This is a genomic window from Novosphingobium sp. (assembly GCF_039595395.1).
Taxonomy (GTDB): domain Bacteria; phylum Pseudomonadota; class Alphaproteobacteria; order Sphingomonadales; family Sphingomonadaceae; genus Novosphingobium.
This window is the reverse complement of the sequence record NZ_JBCNLP010000001.1, coordinates 716,809-743,011: the sequence shown is the minus strand read 5'-3', so window position 1 is coordinate 743,011 and position 26,203 is coordinate 716,809. Positions and strand designations below refer to the sequence as shown.

Annotated in this window: 25 protein-coding genes and 1 tRNA gene; 13 read left to right on the top strand and 13 right to left on the bottom strand. The window is 63.8% G+C overall.

The genetic code is table 11. The features are described from left to right. The first annotated feature begins 2 nt into the window (after positions 1-2). On the top strand, positions 3-443 hold the full coding sequence (locus tag ABDW49_RS03485; RefSeq protein WP_343609748.1) for a DUF1778 domain-containing protein: 441 nt from the start codon (positions 3-5) through the stop codon (positions 441-443). A 96-nt stretch (positions 444-539) separates the two neighbouring features. Here ABDW49_RS03485 and ABDW49_RS03480 read toward each other — a convergent pair whose 3' ends face one another. The 8 genes from ABDW49_RS03480 to pepN form a co-directional block, all read right to left on the bottom strand. Further along, positions 540-1,772, bottom strand: coding sequence for an integrase arm-type DNA-binding domain-containing protein (locus ABDW49_RS03480; RefSeq protein ID WP_343609746.1), 1,233 nt, complete (start codon positions 1,770-1,772; stop codon positions 540-542). 196 nt (positions 1,773-1,968) lie between these two features. Further along, positions 1,969-2,042: transfer RNA gene (locus tag ABDW49_RS03475), tRNA-Gly, on the bottom strand. A gap of 127 nt (positions 2,043-2,169) precedes the next feature. Further along, the gene (locus ABDW49_RS03470) at positions 2,170-2,739 is read right to left on the bottom strand and encodes an adenine phosphoribosyltransferase (protein ID WP_343609744.1); all 570 of its coding nucleotides are present in this window, start codon (positions 2,737-2,739) and stop codon (positions 2,170-2,172) included. Positions 2,740-2,820: 81 nt separating this feature from the next. Continuing rightward, a complete protein-coding gene (locus ABDW49_RS03465; RefSeq protein WP_343609743.1) occupies positions 2,821-3,633 on the bottom strand; it encodes a cytochrome c1 in 813 nt (270 codons plus the stop codon). 18 nt (positions 3,634-3,651) lie between these two features. Then, positions 3,652-4,953, bottom strand: coding sequence for a cytochrome b/b6 (locus tag ABDW49_RS03460; RefSeq protein ID WP_343609741.1), 1,302 nt, complete (start codon positions 4,951-4,953; stop codon positions 3,652-3,654). A 41-nt stretch (positions 4,954-4,994) separates the two neighbouring features. Beyond that, the gene (gene petA, locus ABDW49_RS03455; protein WP_343609740.1) at positions 4,995-5,561 is read right to left on the bottom strand and encodes a ubiquinol-cytochrome c reductase iron-sulfur subunit; all 567 of its coding nucleotides are present in this window, start codon (positions 5,559-5,561) and stop codon (positions 4,995-4,997) included. A gap of 255 nt (positions 5,562-5,816) precedes the next feature. Then, a complete protein-coding gene (pgeF, locus tag ABDW49_RS03450; protein WP_343609739.1) occupies positions 5,817-6,605 on the bottom strand; it encodes a peptidoglycan editing factor PgeF in 789 nt (262 codons plus the stop codon). Continuing rightward, positions 6,571-9,195, bottom strand: a complete 2,625-nt coding sequence (pepN, locus tag ABDW49_RS03445; protein WP_343614108.1) for an aminopeptidase N — start codon at positions 9,193-9,195, stop codon at positions 6,571-6,573. The genes pgeF and pepN overlap by 35 nt, the downstream gene beginning before the upstream one ends. 61 nt (positions 9,196-9,256) lie before the next feature. Here pepN and ABDW49_RS03440 point away from each other — a divergent pair, with 61 nt between their 5' ends. Then, positions 9,257-10,051 (top strand): SDR family NAD(P)-dependent oxidoreductase, encoded by a 795-nt coding sequence (locus tag ABDW49_RS03440; protein WP_343609738.1) that lies wholly within the window; start codon positions 9,257-9,259, stop codon positions 10,049-10,051. A 220-nt stretch (positions 10,052-10,271) separates the two neighbouring features. Here ABDW49_RS03440 and ABDW49_RS03435 read toward each other — a convergent pair whose 3' ends face one another. Beyond that, positions 10,272-11,189, bottom strand: coding sequence for an EamA family transporter (locus ABDW49_RS03435; protein ID WP_343609737.1), 918 nt, complete (start codon positions 11,187-11,189; stop codon positions 10,272-10,274). Then, positions 11,186-12,187 (bottom strand): beta-eliminating lyase-related protein, encoded by a 1,002-nt coding sequence (locus ABDW49_RS03430; RefSeq protein WP_343609735.1) that lies wholly within the window; start codon positions 12,185-12,187, stop codon positions 11,186-11,188. Before ABDW49_RS03430 ends, ABDW49_RS03435 begins: the two co-directional genes overlap by 4 nt. 327 nt (positions 12,188-12,514) lie before the next feature. Here ABDW49_RS03430 and ABDW49_RS03425 point away from each other — a divergent pair, with 327 nt between their 5' ends. The 5 genes from ABDW49_RS03425 to ABDW49_RS03405 all read left to right on the top strand — a co-directional run bounded on the left by ABDW49_RS03425 (position 12,515) and on the right by ABDW49_RS03405 (position 16,421). Further along, entirely contained in the window at positions 12,515-12,823 is a 309-nt protein-coding gene (locus tag ABDW49_RS03425) for a GNAT family N-acetyltransferase (protein WP_343609733.1), read from the top strand. Between the two features lie 92 nt (positions 12,824-12,915). After that, positions 12,916-13,914, top strand: a complete 999-nt coding sequence (locus tag ABDW49_RS03420) for an NAD-dependent epimerase/dehydratase family protein (RefSeq protein WP_343609732.1) — start codon at positions 12,916-12,918, stop codon at positions 13,912-13,914. A gap of 23 nt (positions 13,915-13,937) precedes the next feature. Continuing rightward, on the top strand, positions 13,938-14,267 hold the full coding sequence (locus tag ABDW49_RS03415) for a hypothetical protein (RefSeq protein WP_343609731.1): 330 nt from the start codon (positions 13,938-13,940) through the stop codon (positions 14,265-14,267). Positions 14,268-14,306: 39 nt separating this feature from the next. Continuing rightward, complete coding sequence (gene dcd, locus ABDW49_RS03410; protein WP_343609730.1) at positions 14,307-14,873, top strand: dCTP deaminase; 567 nt, start codon at positions 14,307-14,309, stop codon at positions 14,871-14,873. Positions 14,874-15,011: 138 nt separating this feature from the next. Beyond that, positions 15,012-16,421, top strand: a complete 1,410-nt coding sequence (locus ABDW49_RS03405) for a nicotinate phosphoribosyltransferase (RefSeq protein WP_343609729.1) — start codon at positions 15,012-15,014, stop codon at positions 16,419-16,421. A gap of 59 nt (positions 16,422-16,480) precedes the next feature. Here the strand turns inward: ABDW49_RS03405 and ABDW49_RS03400 are convergent, their stop codons facing one another. Next, positions 16,481-16,960: a hypothetical protein gene (locus tag ABDW49_RS03400; RefSeq protein WP_343609728.1), complete on the bottom strand. Its 480-nt coding sequence runs from the start codon at positions 16,958-16,960 to the stop codon at positions 16,481-16,483. Positions 16,961-17,162: 202 nt separating this feature from the next. On the opposite strand from ABDW49_RS03400, the gene ABDW49_RS03395 reads away from it, so the two are divergent. From ABDW49_RS03395 to ABDW49_RS03375, 5 genes are all read left to right on the top strand, one after another. Further along, positions 17,163-17,669: an Lrp/AsnC family transcriptional regulator gene (locus ABDW49_RS03395; protein ID WP_343609726.1), complete on the top strand. Its 507-nt coding sequence runs from the start codon at positions 17,163-17,165 to the stop codon at positions 17,667-17,669. 209 nt (positions 17,670-17,878) lie between these two features. Then, the gene (locus ABDW49_RS03390) at positions 17,879-18,307 is read left to right on the top strand and encodes an organic hydroperoxide resistance protein (RefSeq protein ID WP_343609724.1); all 429 of its coding nucleotides are present in this window, start codon (positions 17,879-17,881) and stop codon (positions 18,305-18,307) included. Between the two features lie 327 nt (positions 18,308-18,634). After that, a complete protein-coding gene (locus tag ABDW49_RS03385) occupies positions 18,635-19,309 on the top strand; it encodes a TadE/TadG family type IV pilus assembly protein (RefSeq protein ID WP_343609722.1) in 675 nt (224 codons plus the stop codon). Continuing rightward, positions 19,303-19,926, top strand: a complete 624-nt coding sequence (locus ABDW49_RS03380; RefSeq protein ID WP_343609720.1) for a TadE/TadG family type IV pilus assembly protein — start codon at positions 19,303-19,305, stop codon at positions 19,924-19,926. The genes ABDW49_RS03385 and ABDW49_RS03380 overlap by 7 nt, the downstream gene beginning before the upstream one ends. Positions 19,927-19,936: 10 nt before the next feature. After that, positions 19,937-21,622 (top strand): pilus assembly protein TadG-related protein, encoded by a 1,686-nt coding sequence (locus ABDW49_RS03375; protein WP_343609718.1) that lies wholly within the window; start codon positions 19,937-19,939, stop codon positions 21,620-21,622. A gap of 236 nt (positions 21,623-21,858) precedes the next feature. Here ABDW49_RS03375 and ABDW49_RS03370 read toward each other — a convergent pair whose 3' ends face one another. Next, positions 21,859-23,493, bottom strand: a complete 1,635-nt coding sequence (locus ABDW49_RS03370; protein WP_343609717.1) for an alpha-amylase family glycosyl hydrolase — start codon at positions 23,491-23,493, stop codon at positions 21,859-21,861. A gap of 247 nt (positions 23,494-23,740) precedes the next feature. Here ABDW49_RS03370 and ABDW49_RS03365 point away from each other — a divergent pair, with 247 nt between their 5' ends. Continuing rightward, the gene (locus ABDW49_RS03365) at positions 23,741-25,006 is read left to right on the top strand and encodes a VacJ family lipoprotein (RefSeq protein ID WP_343609716.1); all 1,266 of its coding nucleotides are present in this window, start codon (positions 23,741-23,743) and stop codon (positions 25,004-25,006) included. Positions 25,007-25,028: 22 nt separating this feature from the next. Here the strand turns inward: ABDW49_RS03365 and ABDW49_RS03360 are convergent, their stop codons facing one another. Beyond that, positions 25,029-25,895: a hypothetical protein gene (locus tag ABDW49_RS03360; protein WP_343609715.1), complete on the bottom strand. Its 867-nt coding sequence runs from the start codon at positions 25,893-25,895 to the stop codon at positions 25,029-25,031. Between the last annotated feature and the right edge of the window lie 308 nt (positions 25,896-26,203).

Here is a 26,203-nt window from a genome sequence, read left to right as displayed (position 1 = left end):
AGATGTTACGAATCGCCTTGCCCCCTATGCTTCATTTGCCTCTTAGTACCGGCCAACCCTCAACGGAAGCACCGCTCTATTGGGGCGAACAAGCAGCCTTTCCACCCTCCTTAACCCGCCTCCTCACGCCATATCAAATTATTGTAAATAATGAGAAAAATATGCCAATCGCTTCACACAATGGAAAGCGCTCTATTTCAGTCCGCCTGTCTGACGCGGACATTGCCCTAATTGATCGTGCCTGCTCAACAAGTGGCCACTCACGGTCTGAATATATCAGAGCCGCGGCGATACAGGCCGCAGAGAGAACGCTGCTCGACCTCCCGCTCATCCGCTTGAGCCAGATCGGGTTCGCCGAATTCATCGATGTCCTGGCACAACCTACTGAAGCCATCTCGCAGATTGTGGAGGTCATGCACCGCCCTGATCCTTGGGGAGGATGATACCCGCAGCGCACTCAATAAACCCTGCGGGTATCTTCAGCAGACTGGCTCACTCCACTCTCACCCGCGACCGTCGATAGAGTGGTCCGACAAAACCTATTTCAAAATCAACCCTGGCCCTGGCCCCACGGAGGCTCCACTCCGCAACGCATCAAGTAAATCAGACCACCATTGAGCCATCTCTACGCGCTCTTTCCAATGGGTGCCGCGATGGTAAGCGGCGCGGACTTTATCGCTATCGCCATGGGCCAACGCCCTCTCAATGGCATCAGCAGACCATTTCCCGGATTCGTTTAGGAGTGTGCTTGCCATGGCCCGAAAGCCATGCGCGGTCATCTCGTCAGTTGAGTAGCCCAAGCGTCGTAATGCAGCATTGAGGGTGTTCTCCGACATGGGGCGGATGCTGGTCCTTATCGACGGAAACACATATCCATATGGCCCGGACATCTCATGCATCTCCTCCAGCAGATAAATCGACTGACGAGACAAAGGCACATGATGCGGCTTACGCATTTTCATCTTTTCCGCAGGGAGGGTCCAAAGCGCAGCTTCCAGATTGATCTCCTCCCATCGCGCATGCCGAAGCTCGCCGGGACGGACAAAGACATGCGGGGCTAATTTTAAGGCCCATTTCGTCGTAACATGTCCCTCAAAACCGTCGATAGCCCTCAGCAGCTCTCCTACCAAATTCGCATCCGTCACGGCCCCGTAGTGCGTAACCTTTGGGGTAAGGAGCGCCCCGCGCAGGTCTCTCGTCGGGTCGGATTTTAGCCGAGCTGTTGCGACAGCATATCGAAAGACCGCGCTGGAGAGTTGCAAGGTCCGGCGCGCGCTCTCCAAGTTTCCGCGCTTCTCTATTTTCCGGACAGCAGCCAAAATATCGATTGGCTCGATCTCATGAATCGCGAGCCGACCGATCGAGTTGTCCAGAAGGCTCAAGAGATATTCAGAGCGCGTTGCGGTGGCAGGAGCCCAGGCCCGGTCACCATCACGCCGTCGTTTCAGACAGTACTCCCGGGCGATACTGATAAAGGTGTTTTCCGCCAGAAGGTGGGATCGCAGCTTCTCCAGCTTTTTCTCGCGTGCCGGGTCCTTGCCGTCGATAAGCTGGTCGCGGGCCTCGTCCCGTCGCTTCCGCGCATCTCGCAGACTGAGCTGAGGATAGGGACCGAAGCTCAGCTTCTTTTCCACCCCGCCCAATTTGTACTTCATGTTCCACAGCTTCCCCCCAGACGGGGAGACGGTCAAGAACAGCCCCAGCATATCGTGCAGCTTGTAGGCCTTTTCTCGGGGTTTAGCGTTACGAATTGCTATATCTGTCAATGGCATAGGCCGGACCTTTCTTGCCAAAGGCCCCTACCCTGGGGGCCTTGAGCTCTAAAGTGGCCCGCGATTCTCCAAAATAGCCCCACTGTTGCTTGCGCTGGGGCGGAACAAAATGAGATTTTACGAGCCTGGAAACCCGAAAAATACTCTTCTTTTCCGCGACTTACAAAGCTCTATGGGATGATCTGAGATCAAATGTTGGAGCGGGTAGCGGGAATCGAACCCGCATAGCCAGCTTGGAAGGCTGGAGCTTTACCACTAAGCTATACCCGCATTATCAATGACTTAGATGGCCATTGACGGTGCTGTTTTACAGGTTCCCCTGCAATGCGCCTGCCGATTGCCACGACGATGACCGTTTCGTCAATGGCAATCCGTCAATCCATACAGGGATTGGCGATCAATGCCCCGGAAAATCCATCAGCGCATCGACAGTAATCCCCTCGGCGCGCAGCTTCTCCGCGCCACCCAGATCGGGCAGATCGATGGCAAACAGCGCATGCGTGACCTCAGCCCCCGCGCGGCGCAGCAGTTGCGTCGCGGCCAGAGCCGTGCCGCCCGTGGCGATCAGATCGTCGAGGATTACCACGCGCTGGCCCTGGCTGATGGCCTCCGGGTCGATCTCCAGACGGTCGGTGCCATATTCCAGCGCATAGTCGATCGAGATCACCGGCACCGGCAGCTTGCCCGGCTTGCGCACCGGCACGAAAGGCACGCCCAGCCGCGCCGCCACCGCCGCGCCGAAGATGAAGCCACGCGCCTCCATGCCCGCGATGGCCTGCGCCTCCGCCGCCTCGGCGCGGTCGGCCAGCAGGCGGACGCTGGCGGCAAAGCCCGCGCCGTGCCCGATCAGCGTGGTGATGTCGCGGAACAGAATGCCCGGCTTGGGGAAATCGGGCACGCTGCGCACCAGCGCCTTCAGGTCTTCGGCCTCAAGCAGATCGGCTTTCACGATTACGTCGGCAGTCATGCCCGCGTCCTTTCATCACGCCAGAGGCCCCCTGCATCCTTCGATGCAAGGGGCCCCCTGTTGCGTCAGCCTTTAGCGGGCTCAGTGCTTCTTGTCAGCCCAGACGTTGCGGTAAGCCATATAGGCCAGCACCGTGGCGAACAGCAGGAAGCCCAGCACCGGCCAGCCCGTCTGGTGGCGCTTTTCCAGCTTGGGTTCGGCGGTCCACACCAGGAAAGCCGCGACATCGGTGGCCATCTGGTCAACCGTGGCCTTGGTGCCATCCTTGTAGGAAACCTGGCCCTCGCTCGCCAGCGGCGGCGGCATGGCGATGTTGAGATTGGCGAAATAGGGGTTGTAGAAGAGGCCCTCGGGCGTCTTGCTCTCGGGATACTTCTTGAGCAGTTCGGCGGGCTGTTCGGCATAGCCGGTCAGCAGCGCATGGACATAGGATGCCCCGCCATGACGCGCCTTGGTGATCAGCGACAGGTCAGGCGGCGTGCCCGAACCGCCATAGACCACGGGCGGGAAGTGATCGGTCGGCACGCCGTCGCGCGTCTTCAGTTCGCCGGTCTGGGGATTGTAGACGGGCACCTTGAAGCCAGCGGCAATCGCCTTCACTTCGGGATCGTTGTAGCCGATCTCCTTCAGGTCGCGGAACGCCACATATTTGATCGCGTGGCAGGCCGAGCAGACCTCCTTGTAGACCTGGAAGCCGCGCTGCAGCTGCTGGCGGTTGAAGGTGCCGAAAGCGCCATCGCTTTGCAGCGCCAGTTCGCCGGGATGCTTGTGGAAGGCGGCCTCCACCGTCTTGGCGGGCGGCTCCGTGATATAGCTGACAAGCCCCGTGCCAAACGCGATCAGCAAACAGAGGGTGAAGAAAGCCCCGATCAGGGCGGAAATCAGGCGGACCATGGATTTGCCTCCCTTCGCTTATTCGGCCGGGGCCGGGGTGGTTTCAACATCCTTGCCGAGCACGCTTTCGGTGATCGAGAAAGGCAGCGGCTGCGGGGTTTCGATCAGCGAGACCACTGGCAGAATGATGAAGAAATGCAGGAAATAGTAAGCCGCCGCGATCTGGCTGATCATCACGAAGGGCTCCTCGGCGGGCGAGCCGCCGCAATAGCCCAGGATCACCACGTCGATCACCAGCAGCCAGTAGATCTTGCGGAAGGTGGGACGGAAATGGCCCGAACGCACCGGCGAGGTGTCCAGCCAGGGCAGCGCGAACCACACCAGGATCGAACTGAACATCGCCAGCACACCCAGCAGCTTGGCGGGCACCAGCACCACATGGGTGAAGGGGATGGTCAGATCGGCGGTAAAGGCGCGCAGGATCGCGTAGAAGGGCCAGAAATACCATTCGGGCACGATATGCGCAGGCGTCTGCATCGGGTTGGCCGGAATGTAATTGTCCGGATGGCCCAGCGCGTTGGGGAAGAAGAACAGCATCGCGCAATAGAGGAACAGGAACACCAGCAGCCCCACCCCATCCTTGGCCGTATAGTAAGGATGGAAAGGCACGGTGTCGCTCTCGCTCTTCACCTCGACGCCGGTGGGGTTCGAGGAGCCGGGGATATGCAGCGCCCAGATATGCAGGATCACCACGCCCAGAATGACGAAGGGCAGCAGGAAGTGCAGCGAGAAGAAGCGGTTGAGCGCCGCCTGATCGGGCGCGAACCCGCCCAGCAGCCAGGTGTGCAGCGCATCGCCCACCAGCGGAATGGCGCTGAACAGGCCGGTGATCACCTGCGCCCCCCAAAAGCTCATCTGGCCCCAGGGCAGCACGTAACCCATGAAGGCGGTGGCCATCATCAGCAGGAAGATCACCACGCCCAGCAGCCAGATCATCTCGCGCGGGGCCTTGTAGCTGCCGAAGTAGAAGCCCCGGAAGATATGGGCATAGACCACCACGAAGAAGGCGCTGGCGCCATTGGCATGCGCGTAACGCAGCATCCAGCCCCAGTTGACGTCGCGCATGATATGCTCGGTGGAGTTGAAGGCGACATCGGTGTTGGCGGCATAATGCATCGCCAGGATCACACCCGTCACGATCTGCAGCATCAGGCAGAAGCCGGCCAGCACGCCGAAATTCCACATATAGTTCAGATTGCGCGGCACCGGATAGCCCGCGCCCACCGCATTGAAGACGAAGCGCGGCAGCGGCAGCTTTTCGTCCAGCCACACCATCGCCGGATGGCTCGGCTTGTATTCATTGGCCCATGGAAAACTCATGGCAGAAATCCTCGCGTCTTGGCTCGCGTGGGAAGCGGCAATCAGCCGATCTTGACGACGGTGGGCGATGTGAAGGCGTATTCGGGCACCAGCAGGTTCTTGGGCGCGGGGCCCTTCCTGATGCGCGCGGCCGTGTCATACTGCGACCCGTGGCAGGGGCAGAAATAGCCGCCGAACTCGCCCTTGGGCTCACCCTGGGCGGTGCCCAGCGGCACGCAGCCCAGATGGGTGCAGACGCCCATGGTGATCAGCCACTGGGTCTTGCCCGGCTTGGTGCGCTGTTCCAGCGTTTCAGGATCGCGCAGGTCCGAGAGCGGCACCTTCTCGGCCTCGGCGATTTCCGCCGGGGTCAGGTGGCGCACGAAGACGGGCTGCTTGCGGAACACCGCCTTGATCGCCTGCCCCACCGCGATGGCCGAAATATCCACCTCGGTCGAGGCTTCGGCCAGCACGTCGGCGGACGGGCTCATCTGGCTGATCAGCGGCACCAGCGCCGCCAGAGCCCCGACACCGGCCGCGCTGACGGCGGCCACCTCAATAAAATCGCGGCGGCGCACGCCCGATGCCTCACTGTCCAGCCCCGTTGCGGTGGCTTCACTTTGCGTCATGATCGAGCCTTGCCTCAATCGCCCCCGCGAAGCTGACCCACCGGATCCGGCCCACGAGAACGCCCTGCACCACTGGCCCCCTGCCACCGGCAAAGAACCGAACGAAACACTTCATCAGAACGCGTAACGGCGCGTGTTCAGGAATCCCCTGCCTGACGTCTCGTCAGCTTTGTCACTGACGGATGCAGGCTTTTTTGAGTTTGATAAACATCAAAACTCACGATCTCAACCGCATTTTTATCGACAGGTGCGCGATCAGGGCCGGGCGATCAGCGAAAACTGCCGCCCATAGGTCGCTTCCCCCCGGTGCGTGGCGCGCCGGAAGGAGAAAAATCCTTCTTCATCAGCATAGGTGTCGCGGGACAGCGACTCGACATGTTCCACCCCCGCCAGCGCAAGGCGATGCGCCACATAGGGTTCCAGAGCGAACTGCCAGTGCCCTTCCCGCCCCGTCGCGAAGAAACGACCAAGCGTTTCATCCTGCGCGATAAAGCGGGCACGGAAGCCCTCATCGACCTCATAGCTGGATTGCGCGATGCAAGGGCCGATGGCGGCCACGATGCGGTTGCGGCTGGCACCCAGCGCGACCATGGCCTCGACCGTCGCCTCGGCCACGCCGCCAAAGGCGCCCTTCCATCCGGCATGCGCCGCGCCGACCACCCCAGCCGCGCTATCTGCCAGCAAAATCGGCGCGCAATCGGCGGTGACGATGCCCAGCACCACGCCGGGCTTGTCTGTGACCAGCGCATCGGCATGGGGGCGATGGGCGTCGTCCCAGTCGCCCGCCACCACGCAATCGCCGGAATGGACCTGATAGACCGTGGTGAGCCGCGCGCCCGGCGCCACCGCCGCCACGGCGCGCGCGCGGTTTTCCCGTACCGCCTCTGCCGCGTCATCGGCGCCCAGCCCCACGTTCAGCCCGGCGACGGCGCCGGTGGAAACACCCCCGCGCCGCCCGAGGAAACCATGCGGCACGCCTGCCAGCACATCTGCGCGAATTGCGGGAACATCAACCAAGGCTCTTGCTCGCCTGCTCGAAGACATCCTTGGAGAGGCCCGGCTGGGCGACGATGCGCTCCAGTTGCTCGCGCATCATCGCGCCGCGCACCGGCTCGACCCGGCGCCAGCGGCCCAAGGGCGGCACGAAACGCGCCGCCGTCTGGGCGTTGATCGGGTCGAGCGCCAGGATCAGATCGCCGATCATGCGATAGCCCTCGCCGCTGGCATCGTGGAAGCCGGGCGGGTTGATCGCCAGCGACATGAACAACGCGCGTACCCGGTTGGGGTTGTTCATGGTGAAGTCGGGGTGCTGCGCCAGCGCCTTCACATGATCCAGAACGCGCGGATGCAGCGAGCCCGCCTGAAGCGAGAACCACTTGTCGATCACCAGCGGATTGCCCTGATAGCGGGCGTGGAAATCGGCCAGCTTCTCCTCGCGCAGCGGACTGTCGAGGCTGCACAGCACGGTGAGCGCGCCCTGCCGGTCGGTCATATTGTCCGCCGCGTCATATTGCGCGGCGGCGCGGGTGGCGGCGGCTTCGGGCTCGCTGGCGGCGAGATAGACCAGCACCTGATTCTTGACCTTGCGCGCGCCCTTGGCCGCCGCGTCATGGCCGAAAGGCACCTGGCTGGCGCGATCGTGATGCGCGCGCAGCAGGTCGCCCAGTTGCGCGCCGAGCCAGGCCTTCAGCCCCTCGCGCTCCTCATGGACCACGCCGGGGTCGCTGACCGGCAGGCGCTCGAACAGATAGCCATGGGTGGGCAGGATCAGCAATTCGCCCAGCATCAGATCGTCGAGCGAGGCATCCTCCAGAATCGCGCGCAGGGCGGCGGCGATGCCCTCGCGCCCGGCAGCACGCGCCTCATCCGACAGAGCGCCCGAGGAAGCGGCCACCAGATGGCGCACGATCAGGCTCTGCATCGCCTCGTAACGGGCGAAGGGATCGTCATCATGCGCCGCAAGGAAGACCAGATCCTCCTCGCTTTCGTCGCTCTCCACCACCACCGGGGCGGAAAAGCCGCGGTTGATCGAGAGCACCGGGCGCGTGGCATGGCCCGCGAAATGGAAGCTGGCGCCTTCCTTGTCCAGCACCACCAGTTGCTCGCCATGATGCTTGCCGGTGGCGCGGTCGAACAGGGCGATGCGCAGCGGGATCGGCATGGGTGCCTTCTCGCTCTGGCCGGGGGTGGCGGGGACGCTCTGGCTCAGATGCAGCGTCGCCACATCGCCCTCATGGCTGAGGCGCGCGGTGACGGTCGGCGTGCCGGCCTGCGCATACCACAGGCGGAACTGCGTCAGGTCGAGCCCGGCACCATCCTCGATGGACTTGACGAAATCCTCGCAGGTCGCCGCTTCGCCATCATGGCGCTCGAAATAGAGATCAGTGCCTTTACGGAAGCGCTCGACGCCCGCCATCGTCCGCATCATGCGGATCACCTCGGCGCCCTTGTTGTAGACGGTCGCGGTGTAGAAATTGCTGATTTCCTGATAGGAATCCGGGCGGATCGGATGCGCCAGCGGGCCTGAATCCTCAGGGAACTGGCTGCCGCGCAGCACCCGCACATCCTCAATGCGCTTGACCGGTTCAGAACCCATATCCGCGCTGAAGAGCTGATCGCGCAGAACGGTGAAGCCCTCCTTCAGCGAGAGCTGGAACCAGTCACGGCAGGTGATGCGGTTGCCCGACCAATTGTGGAAATACTCATGGCCGATCACACCTTCCACGGCGTCGAAATCGCCATCGGTGGCGGTGTCCTGCTCGGCCAGAACATAGCGGGTGTTGAAGATGTTGAGCCCCTTGTTCTCCATCGCCCCCATGTTGAAATCGGACACGGCCACGATGTTGAACAGGTCGAGATCGTACTCGCGCCCGAAGGCTTCCTCGTCCCAGCGCATCGAGTTGATCAGGCTGCGCATGGCATGGGCGGTGCGCGTCTCATCCCCGGCGCGGGTCCAGATGTTGAGTGCCACCTCGCGGCCCGACATGGTGGTGAAGCTGTCGCTGGTCGCCACCAGATCGCCCGCCACCAGCGCGAAGAGATACGAAGGCTTGGGCCAGGGATCGTGCCATTCGGCCCAATGCGTACCCTCACCACATTCTCCGCTGGCAAGGCAGTTGCCATTGGCCAGCAGCACCGGGAAGAGCGCCTTGTCGCCCTCCATCCGCACGCGATAGACGCTCAGCACATCGGGGCGGTCCGGGAAGAAGGTGATGCGGCGGAATCCCTCGGCCTCGCACTGCGTGCACAGCATCCCGCCCGAGGCATAAAGCCCCATCAACTGACTGTTGGCCGAAGGATGAATCTGGGTGACGATGGAAATCTCATGGCTGTCGTCGGGCAGGTCGATCAGCAGATCCTCGCCCTCCAGCCGCCAGTCATTGCGGACCACCTCATCCACCTTGACCACCAGCGGCGTCAGCCCGTCGCCATTGAGGCGGATCGTCCCCTCCCGACTGCCATCGGGATTGCGCTGCACGCGCAGCAGGCTGGTCACCCGCGTCGCCTCCAGCCCCAGATGGAAGTCGAGGTCAACCTCGCTCACCAGCCACACCGGAGGCTGATAGTCCTCCCGGCGGATCACGGTAGGGGCCTGAAGGGCGGCGGGGGCGCTAGGGCTCGTCTGGGCATCCATCATGCCTCCTTCTGACGCAAAGGGTTTCGGTTTTCCAGCCCGTACCTTATGGTTTTAGGCGATGAGAGTGATGATGATCTTCGGCATGGGCTACACCGGCTCTGCCATCGCAACCGCATTGCGCGCCCAGGGCTGGCTGGTCGACGGCACCGGCACCCATGGCACGATGCATTTCGACGATACCTACCGCGTCCACCGCGCGCTGGCGCAGGCCACCGCCGTGATCTCCACCGCGCCCCCCGCCCAGGGCGAGGACCCGGTGCTCAGCCGCTATGGCGCCGTGCTGCACTCGCCATGGCTGGGCTATATCTCCTCCACCGGCGTCTACGGCGATGCGGGCGGGGCATGGGTGGATGAAAGCGCCCCCGTCGGCACCGGACGCCGCGCCGCCCGCGTCTCCGCAGAAGCGCAATGGTTGGAGCGCGGGGCCCACGCCTTCCGCCTGCCCGGCATCTATGGGCCCGGCCGCAGCGCCTTCGACCGCCTGCGCGAGGGGCGTGCCCATCGGCTGGACCTGCCGGGGCAGGTGTTCAGCCGGGTGCATGTGGCCGATATCGTCAGCGCCGTGCTGCTGGCCATGGAAACCGAGGCCGCGCCGGGGCCGTGGAACATCGCCGACGATCTGCCCTGCCACCAGAACGATGTGATCGAGGAAGCCGCTCGGCTGATGGGGGTGGAAGCGCCGCCCGTCGTTGCGCTGGACGATCCTTCCTTGTCCGAGGCCAGCCGGGGTTTCTATCGCGAGAACCGGCGGGTAGCGAATGGCAAGGCGCAGCGGGAGTTGGGATGGAGGCCTGCGTTTCCCAGCTATCGGGAAGGGTTGAGAAGTGTTTGGGAAGCAGAAGGCAGAAAGTGAAGATGCGAGGGCCATCGCCCTCGCGCTCCCTTTAATGTCTGCGTTGCGTACAGGGTTCGGTGTTGCGCTAAGTTTGCCGCGCCGCAGGCTTTAAAATCACTGCCTGCGGCGCCTTAGGTTGCGCAGGTGGAGAGACCGGGCACCCCAATTCGGCGCCGCTGCCCCATCGTCGGAAGACGTTATGGGAGCGCGAGGGGGTAACCCCCTCGCATCTTCCCTTTCACCCCTTCCGCCCTGAAAGCGCAATCAACACCCCGCTCAGCGTCACGACCGCCCCGACCACCGCCAGCATCGTCCAGTGATAGCCCTCGAACAGCGTCGACAGAGCCATGGCCACAATCGGCACGACGGCGTTGGAATAGGCCGCCCGCCCCGGCCCGATCGAGCGGATCAGGCTGAAATAGACCGGGAAGGTCACCACCGAGCCCATCACGGCCAGCCACCCCACCCCGCCCCAGAAGCGCGGCGAGGTGGGCAGCACGGGGGCTCCGTAAAGGCCAAAAGCCATCACCGCATCGATCACCGCACCCAGCAGCATGGACCATGCGATCATCGGCACCACCGCCTGCTGACGGCCGATGGAACTGGCCTGAAGCACATTGGCGCCCGAGGCGCAGAGCGTGCCCGCGATGGCGAAGCCCACCCCCAGCGCCACATCCATGGCGCCCGAGGGCGGTGCATGGCGGTATTCCTGGATCATCAGCAGGGCGATGCCCAGCGCCGCCACAAAGGTTCCCGCCATAAAGCGCCCGGTGATCCGCGCGCCCAGGAAGATACGCGCCAGAATGGCGTTGGGCAGCATCAGCAGCGCATACATCACCGCCACAAGCCCTGAGGTGACGTAATGCTCGGCGCGATAGACCAGCTGGAAATTGCCGCAGAACTGCAGCAGGCCTACCGCCAGCGCGAGGAGAAAGCGCTGCCGGTTGAGGCTCAGATCCTCGCCGCGAAAGCGGGCGAGCAGGAACATGCCCAGCGCCGCCACGGTGAAACGGATGGTCACCGTCCAGCCGATGGGCAGGAAGCCGATCTGATCCCGGATCACCAGCCAGGTCGAACCCCAGATCAGGCTGACCGTGGCGAAACCGGCGATATCCTGCGTGGTAAAGCCACTTTTGGAGGCGGTGTCCCCGCTCACAGCGCGGCCAGAGCGCGGGATAGCGCGGTCACATGCTCGTCCTGCGCGTTCCAGGCGGTGACGAAGCGCGCGCCATCCGCCCCCCAGTCGTAGAAGCCGAAACCCTGCGCGCGCAGAGTGTCGCGCTCGGCGGCGCTCAGGCGCAGGAAGACCTCATTGGCCTCGACCGGATAGAGCAGGCGGTCCGCAACGCCGCTGGCGATTTGCGCGGCGGCGGCGTTGGCGGCGCGGCCATTGGCCAGCCACAGGTCGCCCTTCAGCATCGCCAGAATCTGCGCGGCCAGAAAGCGGCCCTTGCTCTGCAGATGGCCCGCGCGCTTGCGGCGGAACTTCACGTCGGCGGCCAGATCGAGGTCGAAATAGACCAGCGCCTCGGCGCTCATCCCGCCGTTCTTCACAAAGCCGAAGGACAGCGCATCCACGCCCCCCTCGCAGCTCGCCGCCGCCGGGGTGCAGCCCAGATAGGCCACGGCATTGGCGAAGCGCGCGCCATCCATATGCAGCTTCAGCCCCTGCGCCCGCGCCAGAGCGCCGATCGCGGCGACCTCCTGCGGTTGATAGACGCAGCCAGCTTCGGTCGCCTGTGTGATCGAGATCGCATGCGGCCAGACCTGATGCACGTCGCGGCGGATCGGGCCGGTGACGGCGCTGATGCTGTCCGGCGTCAGCTTGGCGTTCTCGCCATCGGCCAGCAGCAGCTTGGCGCCATGAGTGAAAAAGCCCGGCGCGCCGCCCTCGTCATTCTCGATATGCGCGTCGCGGTGGCACACCACGGCGCCATAGGGCTGCACCATCGTCGCCAGCGCAAGGCAGTTGGCCGCCGTACCGCTGGCCACCCAGATCGCGCTGACCGAGCGGCCGAACAGCGCCGAAAAGGCTTCGTCCAGCGCCTGGGACAGGCTGTCATTGTCATAGGGCGGCTGAGGCGCGTCGGCGTCCTTCATCGCCTCCCAAACGGCGGGGTGAACGGCGGCGGCGTTGTCGGAGAGGAACTGCATGGGGGTGAGCGATAAGGGGAATAAGGCAGGGAAGAAAGAGAGAATGCGAGGGTGTTACACCCTCGCGCTCCCATTAATGTCTACGTTGCGCATCCGGTTCGGCCTTGGGCTTAGTTTGCCGCGCCGCAGGCAGAATGTCTTAAAGCCTGCGGCGCCTTAGGTTGAGCAGGTGGATAGTCCGGGTGCGACGGTCGGGCGCCACCATCTTATCGTCGGAAGACGTTCTGGGAGCGCGAGGGCCCGGAGCATGTCTCTTGAGACATGCGACCCACCAAAGACTCCCCCCTCGCATCTTCTTTTCCTTAAACCCCTTCCTACATCCCTGACATGACCGACGAAGCCCTCACCATCACCCGCCACCTCACCCCCAACGGGGGCGAGTACCGCGCTCATCTCGATGGCCACGAGGCCACCGGACTGCTGACATGGCAAAACGCCCCCTCACAGGAAGGCCCGATCTGGATCGCCGACCATACACTGGTCCCCTCCGCCATCGGCAACCGCGGCATCGCGGCCCGGCTGGTCGAGGCGCTGATCGCTGATGCCAGAGACGAAAGCGCGCGGATCGTTCCGGCCTGCTCCTATGTGGCGGTGGCCTTCGCGCGGCATCCGGAGTGGGCCGATCTGAGGGCCTGATCCCCTCTGTATCAATTTCTTAGGGCTTGCCCCCTATCGCGCCTTGCAGGATGGTCGTGCCGGTCGGCATGGCATGAGGCGAAGGGTTGGGCATGAAGGTTCTGGTCACGGGCGCGGCGGGTTTCATCGGCTACAGCCTGATCGCGCGGCTGCTGGCGCGCGGCGACACGGTGATCGGCGTCGACATGGTGAACACCTATTACGATGTGAGGCTGAAAGAGGCGCGCATCGGGCGGCTGAAAGAGGCGGGCGGCAACCGCTTCACCTTTCTGCGGCAGGATTTCTCGGACTATGCCGGGCTGGTGGAAAGCCTGAAGGGGCTGGAGTTCGACCGGATCGTGCATCTGGGCGCCCAGGCGGGCGTGCGTTATTCCATCGAAAATCCGCATGCCTATCTGTCTTCCAATCTGGCGGGGCATTTGAACCTGCTGGAAATCGGGCGGCATCGCGGGGTGGAGAACATGGTCTATGCCTCCTCCTCCTCGGTCTATGGCGGCAACACCAAGCTGCCCTTCAGCGTGGATGATCGCGTCGATCAGCCGATCAGCCTCTATGCGGCCACCAAGAAGGCCGACGAACTGATGAGCGAGACCTATGCCCATCTCTATCGCCTGCCGCTGACGGGGCTGCGCTTTTTCACGGTCTATGGCCCGTGGGGGCGGCCGGACATGATGATGTGGATCTTCACGAAGAAGATTCTGGCGGGCGATCCGATCCCCGTGTTCAACCACGGCGATATGTACCGCGACTTCACCTATATCGACGATATCATCAGCGGCGTGATGGCCACGCTGGACAATCCCGCGCCCGACGATGGGCTGGAAAAGGCGGGTGGATCGACCAAGCCGCATCGCCTTTACAACATTGGCAACCACAAGTCGGAACATCTGATGAAGGTGGTCGAGATTCTGGAGCACGAGCTGGGCAAGAAGGCCGAGGTCGAACTGCTGCCGATGCAGCCCGGCGACGCGCGCCAGAGCTTTGCCGATATCGAGGCGATCTCGGGCGATCTGGGGTACAAGCCGACCACCAGCATCGATGTGGGCGTGCCCAATTTCGTGCGGTGGTATCGGGAGTATCACGCGAGGTAAGACCGCCCGATCTGAGGGGCTCCATGGACTCCGTCACTCTTCGCCTTTTCGCCCGCATCGATCTGCTCCCTTCCCGCGAAGGGGGCCGCCAGAACGCGCTACGTGGGCCAATCAGCTATCGCCCCAATCACAATTTTTCCGATGCTGCCAATCCGGAGATGTGCATCGGCAAGATTGATCTGGTGGAAGGCCAGACGTTGGAACCGGGCGCTTCCATGGATCTGGAGCTTATCCTGATCGCAAGGCCCGAGCTGGCTCAAGAGCTTCGGGTCGGTCGCAAGTGGCGGTTGCAGGAAGGCATGCACCTTGTTGGCTGGGGGACAATCCTGTCTATGCCCGGCACCGAAGACTGACCCCTTGCCCCGCCCGCATCAATCCGCCATGAACGCGCCATGTCTATTCTTTCCGACCGCTGGATCCGCACGCAGGCCCTCGAAAACGGCATGATCGAGCCTTTTGTTGAACGTCAGACCCGTGATGGCGATGGCGGCGGCATCATCTCCTATGGCCTGTCCTCCTATGGCTATGACGCGCGCGTGGCCGATGAGTTCAAGATCTTCACCAATGTCGATTCCGCCGTGGTGGACCCCAAGAATTTCGCGGCCAACTCCTTCGTGGACCGCAAGACGCCGGTCTGCGTCATCCCGCCCAACAGCTTTGCCCTGGCCCGCACCGTGGAATATTTCCGCGTGCCGCGCGACGTGCTGGTGATCTGCCTCGGCAAGAGCACCTATGCCCGCTGCGGCATCATCGTGAACGTGACGCCTCTGGAGCCGGGCTGGGAGGGCCATGTCACGCTGGAGTTCTCCAACACCACGCCGCTGCCCGCGAAAATCTACGCCAATGAGGGCGCCTGCCAGTTCCTGTTCCTGAAGGGCAACGAGCCTTGCGAGGTCAGCTATGCCGACCGCGCGGGCAAATATATGGGCCAGCGCGGGGTGACGCTGCCGCGTCTGTAAGCAAATCCGACTTTGCCGAATTTGGCGGCACCAGCCCTCTCCCCCGCGATCATATCCATACTTGGCCCCGGCGCCCGAGTGTGACTATGATCGCGGCGCCCGTTCCTTCCCCCTGACGGGCGCCGCAGGATGCAGCGCGTGACCAATCCTATTCTTTCGACTGACAGCTACAAGCACAGCCACTTCCTGCAGTACCCGCCCGAAACCCGCACGCTTTCGGCCTATGTCGAGGCGCGGCCCGGCGGTTTCAGTGACCAGATCCTGTTTCTTGGCCTGCAGCCCTTCCTGATCGATTTTCTGGGCCACACCATCACGCGCCATGATGTGGAAGAGGCTCAGGCCCTCACCCGAGCGCACGGCCTGCCCTTCAACCGCGCGGGCTGGGACCGCGTGGTCAGCGTGCATCGTGGCCATTTGCCACTCGCGATCAGCGCCCTGCCCGAGGGGATGATCGTCCCCACCGGCGTGCCCCTGCTTCAGGTCGAGAACACCGATCCGCAACTGCCCTGGCTGGCGACCTTTGTGGAAACCGCCCTGCTGCGCGCCATCTGGTACCCCACCACCGTCGCGACGATCAGTTGGCACTGCCGCGCGATCATCCGCGCCGGGCTGCTGACCACCAGCGACGACCCCGAAGGCCAGATCCCCTTCAAGCTGCATGATTTCGGCGCGCGCGGCGTCTCGAGCGGGGAGAGCGCGGGCCTCGGCGGCATGGCACATCTGGTCAACTTCATGGGCACCGACACGATGGAAGCCCTGCTGGCCGCACGGCGCTATTACGACGCCGACATGGCCGGTTTCTCGATCCCCGCCGCCGAGCATTCCACCATCACGGCCTGGGGCCGCGAGCGTGAGCGTGAGGCCTATGCCAACATCCTCAAGCATTTCGCCGGGGAAGGCAGTATGGTCGCGGTGGTCTCGGACAGCTATGATCTGGATGCCGCCGTGGGCCACCTCTGGGGCGAGGATCTGCATGATGCCGTGCTGGCCCACAAGGGCACGCTGGTGATCCGCCCCGACAGCGGCGATCCGGTGGAGACGCCCTTGCGGGTGCTGAACACCTTGTGGGACCACTTTGGCGGCACGACCAACAGCAAGCGCTATCGCCTGCTCGATCCGCGTCTGCGCGTCATTCAGGGCGACGGCATGACCCCCGTCACCATCGAGCGGCTGATCACACGCCTGATCGAGGAAGGCTTTGCGGTGGACAACATCGCTTTCGGCATGGGCGGCGGGCTGCTTCAGCAGGTCAACCGCGACACGCTGCGCTTTGCCATGAAGGCCAATGCGCTGCGCGACGATGCGGGCGTGTGGCACGACATCGCCAAGGACCCCGCCACCGATCCTGGCAAGCGCAGCAAGGCCGGGCAGCAGGCGGTGGTGCTGGAGGAGGGCAGGCTGCGCGCCGTGCGGCTCGATGCGCTGGAGGGGCGGCACAATTTGCTGACCGAAGTGTGGCGCGACGGGCGCCTGCTGGTCCACCATGATTTCGACACGGTGCGCCAGCGCGCCCGCCAGCATGAGGGCCGGGAGACGCTCCCGGCCTGAGAGGGGGAATGGGCTGGTGCCGCAAAAATCCGGCTCTTTCGCCGGATTTTCAAATGGCCTCAAAGACCCGCGCTGTAACCCTCGGGCGCCGGAGGCATCTGGGCCAGATGGCCCGGCAGACGGCAGTCGCGCACCACCAGCGGGCTGCCGGGCTCGCCGATATGGTAATCGTCGCAAAGCCGGTCGAGCAGCGAGGCCAGCGCCACATCGGACTGGTCGCGGATCAGGAAGCGGGCGATCACCCGCTCCTGCTCCTCATCGACCACGGCGAAGCAGGGCTGAACCCGCGGCGCGCCCCAGGCCTCCATGTTGAAGCCCCCGGCAATGTGCCAGCGGCGCAGATCGGTGCTGAAGATCGGGCGATGGCAATCGCGGCAGCGGTCATGCGCCACCTCGCCCGCCTGCAGCTCGTGAGGGGGATGCATCGGGGCATGGTCGCGCGCATACCAGCACGGGGTCAGCGTCACGACCGTGGGAGGCATGGACGTCGCAGGCAAGGGCGTCAGCGTGGACGGCACGGGGGGCATTGCAGTCGCCATCGTCATCGCCTCCTTTCAGGCCAGACAAGTTCCCGTTAACCATGCATGGTCAGAGTTCATAAACTGCCAGCCTCCTTCCCCGTGGAATCACTTAGGGCCTGCACAAAACGCGTATTGAGCGCAGCCCTCGCTGATGTCCTTCTGTTTTCGAGCGGCTGTAACGCACCGCGCGATGGATTTCATCAACAGGGGGGCTTTGTTGGTGACCGACAAGACCGATATCGACTTTGACACGACCGATTTCCGCATCATGCGGGCGCTGACGCATGATGGCCGCATGTCGGATGTGATGCTGGGTGAGCAGGTCAATCTGTCCAGCACCGCTGCGGCGCGCCGCCGCAAGATCCTGGAGGATCGCGGCGCCATCGCGGGCTATACCGCCGCGCTCGACATGCCGATGCTGGGGCTGGGCATCATGGTGATGGTGGCGATCGAGCTGAAGTCGCAGAGCGATCAGGTGCTCGACGAATTCGAGGCGGCGGTGGTGCGCTGCCCCTCGGTCACCCATTGCAGCTTCATTTCGGGCGACATGGATTTCATGATGATGGTCCATGTCCGCTCCTTCGACGATTACGACAAGGTCTATCGCCGCGAGCTGGCGATGCTGCCGCATGTGGCCCGCATCCGCTCCAGCTTCGTGATGCGCAGCGTGACGACTCGCAACGTGCCTCCGGCCATTTTCGAGCGCCCCTCCCCCTCGCCTGTCTAGCGCAGCCACAGCGCATCATCCTGCCCCCATTTCTTTCGACGGCCAGGGCGGAACCCCACAGGGTTTCCGCCTTTTGTCGTGTGATGCGCCACCCCAAGAAAAATATCACGCGATTAGATCGCGCGCTATTGACATGGGCGCGCCACTCATCCATATAGGTCGCACACGATCTAAACACCTTCTACCCCCCGAACGAAAGGACAGTCATCATGGCCAGCAAGATCCTCTATTCCACCACCGCCACCGCCAACGGAGGCCGCGACGGCCGCAGCCGCACCGAGGATGGCGCACTCGATGTCACGCTGGCTGTCCCCGTCGAAATGGGCGGCAACGGTCAGGGCAACAATCCTGAGCAGCTCTTCGCCGCCGGCTATGCCGCATGCTTCCTGGGCGCGATGAAGTTCGCCGCCAGCCAGGACAAGGAGCTGCCCCGCGTTCCCAACGACACCACGGTTTCGGCCACCGTCAGCATCGGCCCCCGCGCCGACAAGGGCTTTGGTCTGGCTGTCAAGCTGTCGATCAACCTGCCCGGCGTGGAGCGCGCCGCCGCCGAGGCGCTGGTCGCCGAAGCCGACACCATCTGCCCCTACAGCCACGCCACGCGCGGCAACATCACGGTCGAGCTGTCGGTCGCCTGACCGCTTCGCCCCTGCCGGCAGGGCCGGAAGAGGTTAACCCTCTTCCGGCCTTTGCCATGTCTGCTTCACCCTCACGAAAACATGGTTTCCGCGAGGCCCAGCGTTAACCAATATGGCATTTTACGCAAAGCACTGAAACCACCGGCTCTTTACCGCCGCAACCGGGCCATGAAAGCCCCGCCAAACCCGGCTTCCTGCGTAGAATCTACAGGGCTATCACTTAATCAAATAACCATGCCCCCCGTGTAGAAAGGCCCCAATTCGCGATAAAAGGGGCGCGCTTCATTGATCGGCAGATCCATCCCTCGGGAGAATGTGGCCAAAGGCGTGTCCACTCGCCCATGGACGGGCGTGTTCGCTGACGAAACCGGCGGCCCGATCATGGAATTCGCGATGGTCGCCCCCGCCTTTATCGCGCTGCTTCTGGCCATTCTGCACATCGCCTTGATCTATCTGGCGCAGGAAGGGCTCGAAACCGCCGTCGAGGCCTCGAGCCGCCTGATCCTGACCGGTTCGGCCCAGACATTGCAACTGGGCAGCGGCTCCACCGCCTACACCGGCATGAGCGCCACCGACTTCAAGAATGCCATCTGCAACGGCATCACCGGCAAGGATTCCAGCGGCAACAGCGTGACCTATCCCGGCTCGCTGCCGCCCTTTCTGGTCTGCAACCGTCTCTATGTGAATGTGCAGATCATGCCGGCGGGATGCTCCAATCCCACCATCTCCACCCCCAATTTCACCTACACCAATGGCGTGCTGACCGGCACGGGCACCGGCTATGGCAATTCCAACTGCACCGGCACCACCAACAGCAACAGCGGGCTGAGCAGCAGCCAGAACGATCTGGTGATCGTGCAGTTGATCTATCTGTGGCCCACGGTCTCGGCGCCTTTCGGGCTCAATTTCATCAATCAGGCCAATGGCAACCGCTTGCTGGTCGCCACCTCGGTCGTCACGGTCGAGGGTTACAACTGTCCCTCGGGGACCTCGACATGCTGAGCGGCCTGTCACGCCATCTCCTCCGCGACCGGTCGGGCACCGCGCTGATCGAATTCGCGATCGTGCTGCCCCTGCTGCTCACGCTGTTCATCGGCGGCTATGTCTGCGCCGACATGATCGCCTCGGCACGCAAGGTCACGGTGGCGACGCGCGCTCTGGCCGATCTGGTCAGCCGCAATGTCTCGCCCTCCTCGCCGGTCACCTCCGCGACGCTGACGACCTATCTCAATTCGGCGCAATTGGTGATGACCCCGATGCCCGCCTCGCTCACCACGCTGCAGATCACCGAGCTGCGCGTCTGCGACGCCACCCATGCCTATGTGGTGTGGAGCCAGGCGCAGAGCGCGGGCACCGCCAGCACCGCCTCCATGACGGCGGGCAGCGTGGTGTCGATCCCCGCCAACATGATCACCTCACCGATGGTGCCCACCTCGCCCGACGGCTCGAACGTCTGCGGCAACACCACCAGCTCTGCCACCAAGGTGCAGGTCGGCACCGCCGGGGGCTATCTGTTCTACAGCCAGATCAGCTTTGTCTACACGCCCGCAATCGGTCTTGGTAACGTCGTGACCACGACGCTTGGCGACCAGGACTATATGATCCCACGCCTGCCATAGGTCGCGCGCCATGAGCTTTCCACCCTTCCCGCCCCTTGCGCTGATGGCCCGGCTGCGCCGCCTGCTCGGCGCGCTGCGCGCCGACCGCAAAGGTAATGTGATGATGATCACCGCGCTGATCATCGTGCCGCTGATCTTCGCCACGGGCTTCGGGATCGATTACAGCCGCGCGCAAAAGCTGCAGACCAAGCTGAACACCGCCGCCGATGCCGCCGTGCTGGCCGCCGTGGTGCCCCAGATGCTGAACCAGACCGACGCTACCGCGAAACTCGCCGCGCAGGCCATGTTCGACCAACAGATCGCGGGCCTCTCGGGCCTTGGCAATGTCAGCCGCACCGTCACCATCACCAGCACCCAGACCGGCAGCCTGGGCACGCTGCGCACCGCCAAGCTGGTCTACACCGCCACCTCCACCAATGTGTTCAGCGGCATTCTGCGCGTGCCCACCCTGCCCATCGGCGGCAATGCCAGCGCCAGCGCCTCCCAGCCGCCCAGCATCAATTTCTACATCGCGCTCGACACCTCGCCCTCGATGCTGCTGCCCACCACCACCACGGGCATCAACAATCTGATCGGCGGCGCCATCTGGAAGGGCGAGCAGACCTATTACGGCCGCGTCGATGGTTGCGATTTCGCCTGCCATTCCAACAATATGCAGCAATGGAACGCTGGCACCTATGTGGTCGATGCCAGTTCACGCGCCATCTATCTGAACAACAACACCTCGGCCGCCATCCCCTTCTACCGCGTGGGCTGCGACGGCACCGTCTATGATAACAACGGCGTCAAGCTGGGCACCAGCGGCTATATCGTCGGCACGGCGACCTATTGCTCGGGCTACAGCCCGCTGGTCAATCCGGTGGTGCTCTCCTACGTGCCCACCAACAAGACGCTGCCCGTCACCGTCACCGTGAATTTCCCCGACACCTGGTGGCTGGCGCGCAATTACAGCACGGTCAACCCCGGCCAGTCCAACATCACCCTGCGCACCGATGAGGAAGGCAATGCCGCAGCGGGCGTCATCCAATATGCCTATGGCGTGCAGCAGCAATATGCCACGGCCAGTGTGCCCCCGGTCTACAAGATGCAGTTCTTCACCTTCAACGTCGGCAATCCGGCGCCGCTGGCGACATCGCCCTTCGGCACCATGACCAACGTCTCCACGCTGCAGAGCCTGAGCTTCCCGGACCTTGGCGCGCAGGCCCCGCTGCTGGCCGCCAACGGCTTCTGGACCAGCCTCACCATCCCCACAAGCAACAAGGACAGCGATTTCACGTCCATGTTCAACTGGATGCAGTCGACCATGCCGTCGACCTCCGGGACCGGAACGCCCGCCTCGCCGCAAAGCGTCCTGATGCTGGTCACCGATGGCGCGCAGAGCAACGCCACGGACGGGCTGGGGCAGCTCAACTCCGGCAATCTGGCACAATGCACCGCCATCAAGGCCACCGGCACGCGCATCGCCATCCTCTATACGCAATACCTGCCCGCTACGATCAACTACACCGCCAACCCCACCTTCAACAATTTCGCGGCCAACAATGTGCCCTATATCCAGCAGCAGTTGCAGTCCTGCGCGAGCCAGAACTCGGACGGGACCTATCTGTTCCAGACCGTGTCCACCGATGGCAGCGTGACGACAGCGCTGAACACGCTGTTCGCGATGGTTGTGCAGTCGGCGAAGCTGATCAAGTAAGGGAAGGAAGCGAGGGGGTTACCCCCTCGCGCTCCCATTTTGTCTTCCGGCGATGGGGTGGTGATGCCCGATCGTGGTGCGGGAACTCTCCACCTGCGCAAGGGTAAGCGCCGCAGGCAGGGAATTGTCAGGATGATGCCTGCGGCGCGGCAAATTGAGCGCCTTGGCCGAACCCTTGGCGCAAGGCCGACAGTCAAGGGAGCGCGAGGGCGATGGCCCTCGCATTCTCTCTTCCTTCATCCCGGTTGAACCCACAGCGCAGCATAAGGCGGCAGGCCGGCATCGGTCGCACCGCTCACCGCCAGCACAGTGCTGCCCTTGGGCGCCTTGTATGCGATGGCCTCGCCCGAAAGATTGAAGGCGCAGGCGATGCTCTGCCCCTCATGACTGCGGGTGAAGGTCAGCAGCGCGCCATCGGCCTGCGCATCCTCCAGAACCCCCAGCTTCAGTGCAGGATATTGCTCACGCAGAGCCAGCATGGCCCGCGTCCAGTGCAACTGGCTGTCGGGATCGACCTCCTGCCCCGCCACCGATTTGGCGATGTTGGTGGGCGAGAGCGGCAACCACGGCTCACCTTGCGTGAAGCCGGCGTGAAAATGCTCGCCATCCCAGGGCATGGGAGTGCGCACGCCGTCTCGGCTGAGCGTCAGGGGCCAGTTGGCGATGGCCTCGGGGTCCTTGAGGAGGTGGAAGGGGATGTCATCCTGCTCCAGCCCCAGTTCCTGCCCCTGATAGAGGAAGATGTTGCCCCGCAGGCTCGCCAGCAAAGCGGCGGTCAGGCGGGCGAAGGCGGGGCGGTGCTCCTCGCCGACCCAGCGCGAGATATGGCGGGGGGCATCGTGGTTCTCGAAGGCCCAGCTTGGCCAGCCTTCGGGCAGGCTGTCTGCCGGGGGCGCCTCGCCCCATTGTGCCAGAGCATCGACCACCAGTTCGGCCGTCAGCGCCGGGGCATAGAGGAAATCGAAGCTGTAGGCGGAGGACAGGCGCTTTTCGCCTGCGGTGTAGGCTTTCATCAGCGGCACAGCTTCGTCGCCGCCGACTTCGGCGACGGTGAAGGTGGCGCCATAGTCCGCGCAGAGTGCCGCGATCTTCTCGACGAACAGCACCACATCGGGGTGGTTCTGGCTGTTGACCTTCTGCTGGAAGTCGAAGGGGCGGGTGCGCGGGCGTCCATCCTCGGGCGCGGGAGGGTTGTCGGTGAAGGCCGGATCGAACATCGAGTGGTTGAGCGCGTCGAGCCGGAAGCCGTCCACGCCCCGGTCCAGCCAGAAGCGCAGGGCATCGAGCAGGGCAGCCTGCACCTCGGGATTGTGGGCGTTGAGCTGGGGCTGCTCTTTCAGGAACTGATGCATGTAATACTGCTGGCGGCGCGCATCCCAGGTCCAGGCCGGGCCGCCGAAGACGGACTGCCAGTTGTTGGGCGGGGTGCCATCGGGGTTGGCATCTTTCCAGACGTACCAGTCGACCTTGTCGCCCGTCTTGTCGGCCCGACTTTGAGCAAACCAGTCGTGCTTGTCGCTGGTGTGGGCGAAGACCATGTCGATGGTGACCTTCAGCCCTAGATCATGCGCCTTTTCGACCAGAGCATCGAAATCCGCCAGCGTGCCGAAGATGGGATCGACATCGCGGTAATCGGCGACGTCATAGCCGTAGTCGGCCATCGGGCTGGTGAAGAAAGGGCTGATCCAGATCGCATCCACGCCCAGAGAGGCCACATAGTCCAGCCGCGCCGTGATCCCCGAAAGATCGCCCACGCCATCCCCGTTGCTGTCCAGAAAACTGCGCGGATAGATTTGATAGATCGCCGCCCCGCGCCACCACGGGGTCCGGCGTGCATCCGAAGAGGAAGACGAAACGGTCTGGGAGATCATGCTGGCATCTCGCGATCGATGGTCATGGAGTTACTCTATGGCAAGGCGTCTGGCCTGCCCAGCGGCATACGAATGTATGCGCCTGCCCCAAGGGTTGCTGGCGGTCCCAGTGATGCGGTTCATCAAACGCCAATCTTGCGGAAATTATGGCGCAGCGCAAAGCGAGCCTTGCATCTGGAGCACAGATGCGGGATCGGGAACATTCGACCTTTGTTTTCAGGCAAGGGCACAGGCAGGAGCATTCGGCATGAGCATCACTGGCGGGGCACGTCCCCCATATCCATCGCGGGCAGATATCGCGCCTGCGAAGGAGGCCTGTGACAACCATGGCTCCCGTCCCGGCCGGGCCGCCCTGCCTCACCGCTGGCTGAAGGGGGCCGCGCTGGCCTCGGTCGGCATGCTGGGCGCATGGGCCGCGCCTGCTCTCGCCGCCGCTCCCGGCGCCGCGAGCGACGGGCCAGGCACAACTCTGACCTATGCTCCGCTCGGCGCCCTTCAGGCCATCGACAGCACGACACCGGCCTTCGGACAGCCAGCGACCCCTGCACCATCAGCCAGCCCGGCGACCGCCGCCACGCTGCCCCCGCTGATGATGCCGCCGATCATTCAGGACCCGGCGACCGCCCACGCGACCCATCCGGCCAGCAGCGGCCAGCAGGACATCGTGGTGTCCGGCGAGCGCAAGGCTCCGGCGGGCGATCCGCTGGAGGGCGTCAACATGAAGTCCTATGCCGTGGTTCAGGCGACGGACAAGGCCGTGGTGGGCCCGGCGGCCATGGCTTACAAGAAGACGCTGCCCTCGCCGCTGCGGCAGGGCTTCCACAATGTGCTCTACAACATGCGCGAGCCCTCGGTGGCTGTGGGCTTTCTGCTGGAGCACAAATTCGGCAAGATGTTCGAGACCATCGGGCGCTTCGGGCTGAACAGCACCGTCGGCCTCGCGGGCATTTTCGACGTGGCCAAGCGCAAGCCCTTCCATCTGCCCTGGCGCCCCAATGGCATCGCCGATGCCATGGCGTTCTATGGCATTCCCAACGGGCCCTATTTCTTCCTGCCGCTGATCGGCCCCACCACGCTGCGCGACCTGATCGGCACCACCATCGACCGCGTGGGCTTCCCCGCGCTCTATGCCGATGAGCTGCGCGGGCCTGCCTATGGTCTGGCGGTGACGATCATTGGCGGTCTGGACGACCGTGTGATGATCGATCCGCAACTGCGCGTCTTCCACGATGCGCCCGATCCCTATGCCGCGATGCGCCGCTTCTATCTCCAGCGCCGTCAGGCCGAGATCGACGGGCTGCACGGCATCGACACCCGCCCGATCACGGCGGAAGAGGCAGCCTATGGCCCCTCGGCGGCGCCTGACACCCCGGCCACGACAACGCCCCCGGCCGACCTGCCCCCGCTGATGATCCCGCCGATCATTCAGGAGCCTGCCCCTCCGCCGCCTCCCGCGCCGGTGATGGTCTCCAATCCCGTCGTTCAGCCGATTCCGCCCGGCCATCACCGCTGATGCGTGGCCGCAGGCTGGTCTGTCAGCGGATCAGCCGGCGAAAAAAGGCAGGATTGCGCGCGATTCGCTCGCGCAGATGCGGCGGCACCTCGGCCAGCGGGCGACGCAGGATCGTCGGGCTGCCGAGCGCCGGGCCGATCGACACCAGAATCGCCAGCATCGCCTGACGCCGCAACACGGGCGTCAGGCGATGCAGGGCAAAACCCTTCAGAAACGCCACATCGCCCATCCGCCCCATCATCGCATGCGGCGGATGCTGGCGTGACAGCTCCTCGACCTCATCCTCGGCATAGAGGCGCGGCTCGAGGCATTCGGGCCATTGCGCGCTGCCCGGCAGCACCTGCATCGGCCCATCCTCCGCCCCGAGGACATCGCCTAGCGGCACCAGCACCTGCACGGCGTTGAAGGGCTCGTCATTGTTGCGATGCCATTTCCATTTGGGCGACTCGAGATAGCCCGGATTGCCGATCCACGCCTGCCCCCAGCTTACCGCCGCGCGCGGCCCCATCACCTCGCGACAAAAATCCACGATCGCGCTGCTGGTGCAGATTTCCAGAAAAAGATCGCTGCCCAACAGCGCATGCGGCAGCATATGCAGCTCGCTATAGGGCGCCGCCTCGACCAGCCCGCGATAGGTCCAGCCGGGAATCGTCGGGTCATGATAGGCGTGCTGACGCATCAGCGCCTCGCGCATCGCGCCCAGCAAAGGGATGGGCAGAACCGCCGTCTCCTCATGATAATCGCGGGCCGCGAAACGCCGCGCCCGCGGCGAAAGCGCCGCCCGGTACCCCAGCGGATCGGACAGGCGCCGTTCGAGCCGCGCCATACGCAGCAACCACGAGGGCTCGTTGGAGTATTTCCTTAAACCGTTGATATAGTTATAGGCCATGTTCAGCCTTAACCAATATGACAGGCGCGCGAAGAGGCCATCGGCAGGGTTATGCCCTGCGTCCCGATGATCCAGCCAGCTGTCGGCTCCCGCTTCGGGTCGATACCCGAAGCCGACGAGCCCGCCGTGCCCGAAGCGCATTCAACTCCCCTTGAAACCGGCGTTCACCGGATGGGTTGCACCGTGACGGCTGCCGTCGCGTCCTTGTCGCGGGCCGCAGCACCCGCCCTGACAAGGTCCATGAGAAGCCCCGCACAAGACTGTCTCATAAAACGGATCGATGACCATAACGTTCACAGGCATGGCGC

Excerpts from the sequence above, each read along its gene's own strand:
- ABDW49_RS03485 (WP_343609748.1), top strand. The coding sequence starts at position 3 with ATGTTACGAATCGCCTTGCCCCCTATGCTTCATTTGCCTCTTAGTACC.
- ABDW49_RS03480 (WP_343609746.1), bottom strand. The coding sequence starts at position 1,772 with ATGCCATTGACAGATATAGCAATTCGTAACGCTAAACCCCGAGAAAAG.
- ABDW49_RS03470 (WP_343609744.1), bottom strand. The coding sequence starts at position 2,739 with ATGACTGCCGACGTAATCGTGAAAGCCGATCTGCTTGAGGCCGAAGAC.
- ABDW49_RS03465 (WP_343609743.1), bottom strand. The coding sequence starts at position 3,633 with ATGGTCCGCCTGATTTCCGCCCTGATCGGGGCTTTCTTCACCCTCTGT.
- ABDW49_RS03460 (WP_343609741.1), bottom strand. The coding sequence starts at position 4,953 with ATGAGTTTTCCATGGGCCAATGAATACAAGCCGAGCCATCCGGCGATG.
- petA (WP_343609740.1), bottom strand. The coding sequence starts at position 5,561 with ATGACGCAAAGTGAAGCCACCGCAACGGGGCTGGACAGTGAGGCATCG.
- pgeF (WP_343609739.1), bottom strand. The coding sequence starts at position 6,605 with ATGTCTTCGAGCAGGCGAGCAAGAGCCTTGGTTGATGTTCCCGCAATT.
- pepN (WP_343614108.1), bottom strand. The coding sequence starts at position 9,195 with ATGGATGCCCAGACGAGCCCTAGCGCCCCCGCCGCCCTTCAGGCCCCT.
- ABDW49_RS03440 (WP_343609738.1), top strand. The coding sequence starts at position 9,257 with ATGAGAGTGATGATGATCTTCGGCATGGGCTACACCGGCTCTGCCATC.
- ABDW49_RS03430 (WP_343609735.1), bottom strand. The coding sequence starts at position 12,187 with ATGCAGTTCCTCTCCGACAACGCCGCCGCCGTTCACCCCGCCGTTTGG.
- ABDW49_RS03425 (WP_343609733.1), top strand. The coding sequence starts at position 12,515 with ATGACCGACGAAGCCCTCACCATCACCCGCCACCTCACCCCCAACGGG.
- ABDW49_RS03420 (WP_343609732.1), top strand. The coding sequence starts at position 12,916 with ATGAAGGTTCTGGTCACGGGCGCGGCGGGTTTCATCGGCTACAGCCTG.
- ABDW49_RS03415 (WP_343609731.1), top strand. The coding sequence starts at position 13,938 with ATGGACTCCGTCACTCTTCGCCTTTTCGCCCGCATCGATCTGCTCCCT.
- dcd (WP_343609730.1), top strand. The coding sequence starts at position 14,307 with ATGTCTATTCTTTCCGACCGCTGGATCCGCACGCAGGCCCTCGAAAAC.
- ABDW49_RS03400 (WP_343609728.1), bottom strand. The coding sequence starts at position 16,960 with ATGGCGACTGCAATGCCCCCCGTGCCGTCCACGCTGACGCCCTTGCCT.
- ABDW49_RS03390 (WP_343609724.1), top strand. The coding sequence starts at position 17,879 with ATGGCCAGCAAGATCCTCTATTCCACCACCGCCACCGCCAACGGAGGC.
- ABDW49_RS03380 (WP_343609720.1), top strand. The coding sequence starts at position 19,303 with ATGCTGAGCGGCCTGTCACGCCATCTCCTCCGCGACCGGTCGGGCACC.
- ABDW49_RS03375 (WP_343609718.1), top strand. The coding sequence starts at position 19,937 with ATGAGCTTTCCACCCTTCCCGCCCCTTGCGCTGATGGCCCGGCTGCGC.
- ABDW49_RS03370 (WP_343609717.1), bottom strand. The coding sequence starts at position 23,493 with ATGATCTCCCAGACCGTTTCGTCTTCCTCTTCGGATGCACGCCGGACC.
- ABDW49_RS03365 (WP_343609716.1), top strand. The coding sequence starts at position 23,741 with ATGAGCATCACTGGCGGGGCACGTCCCCCATATCCATCGCGGGCAGAT.
- ABDW49_RS03360 (WP_343609715.1), bottom strand. The coding sequence starts at position 25,895 with ATGGCCTATAACTATATCAACGGTTTAAGGAAATACTCCAACGAGCCC.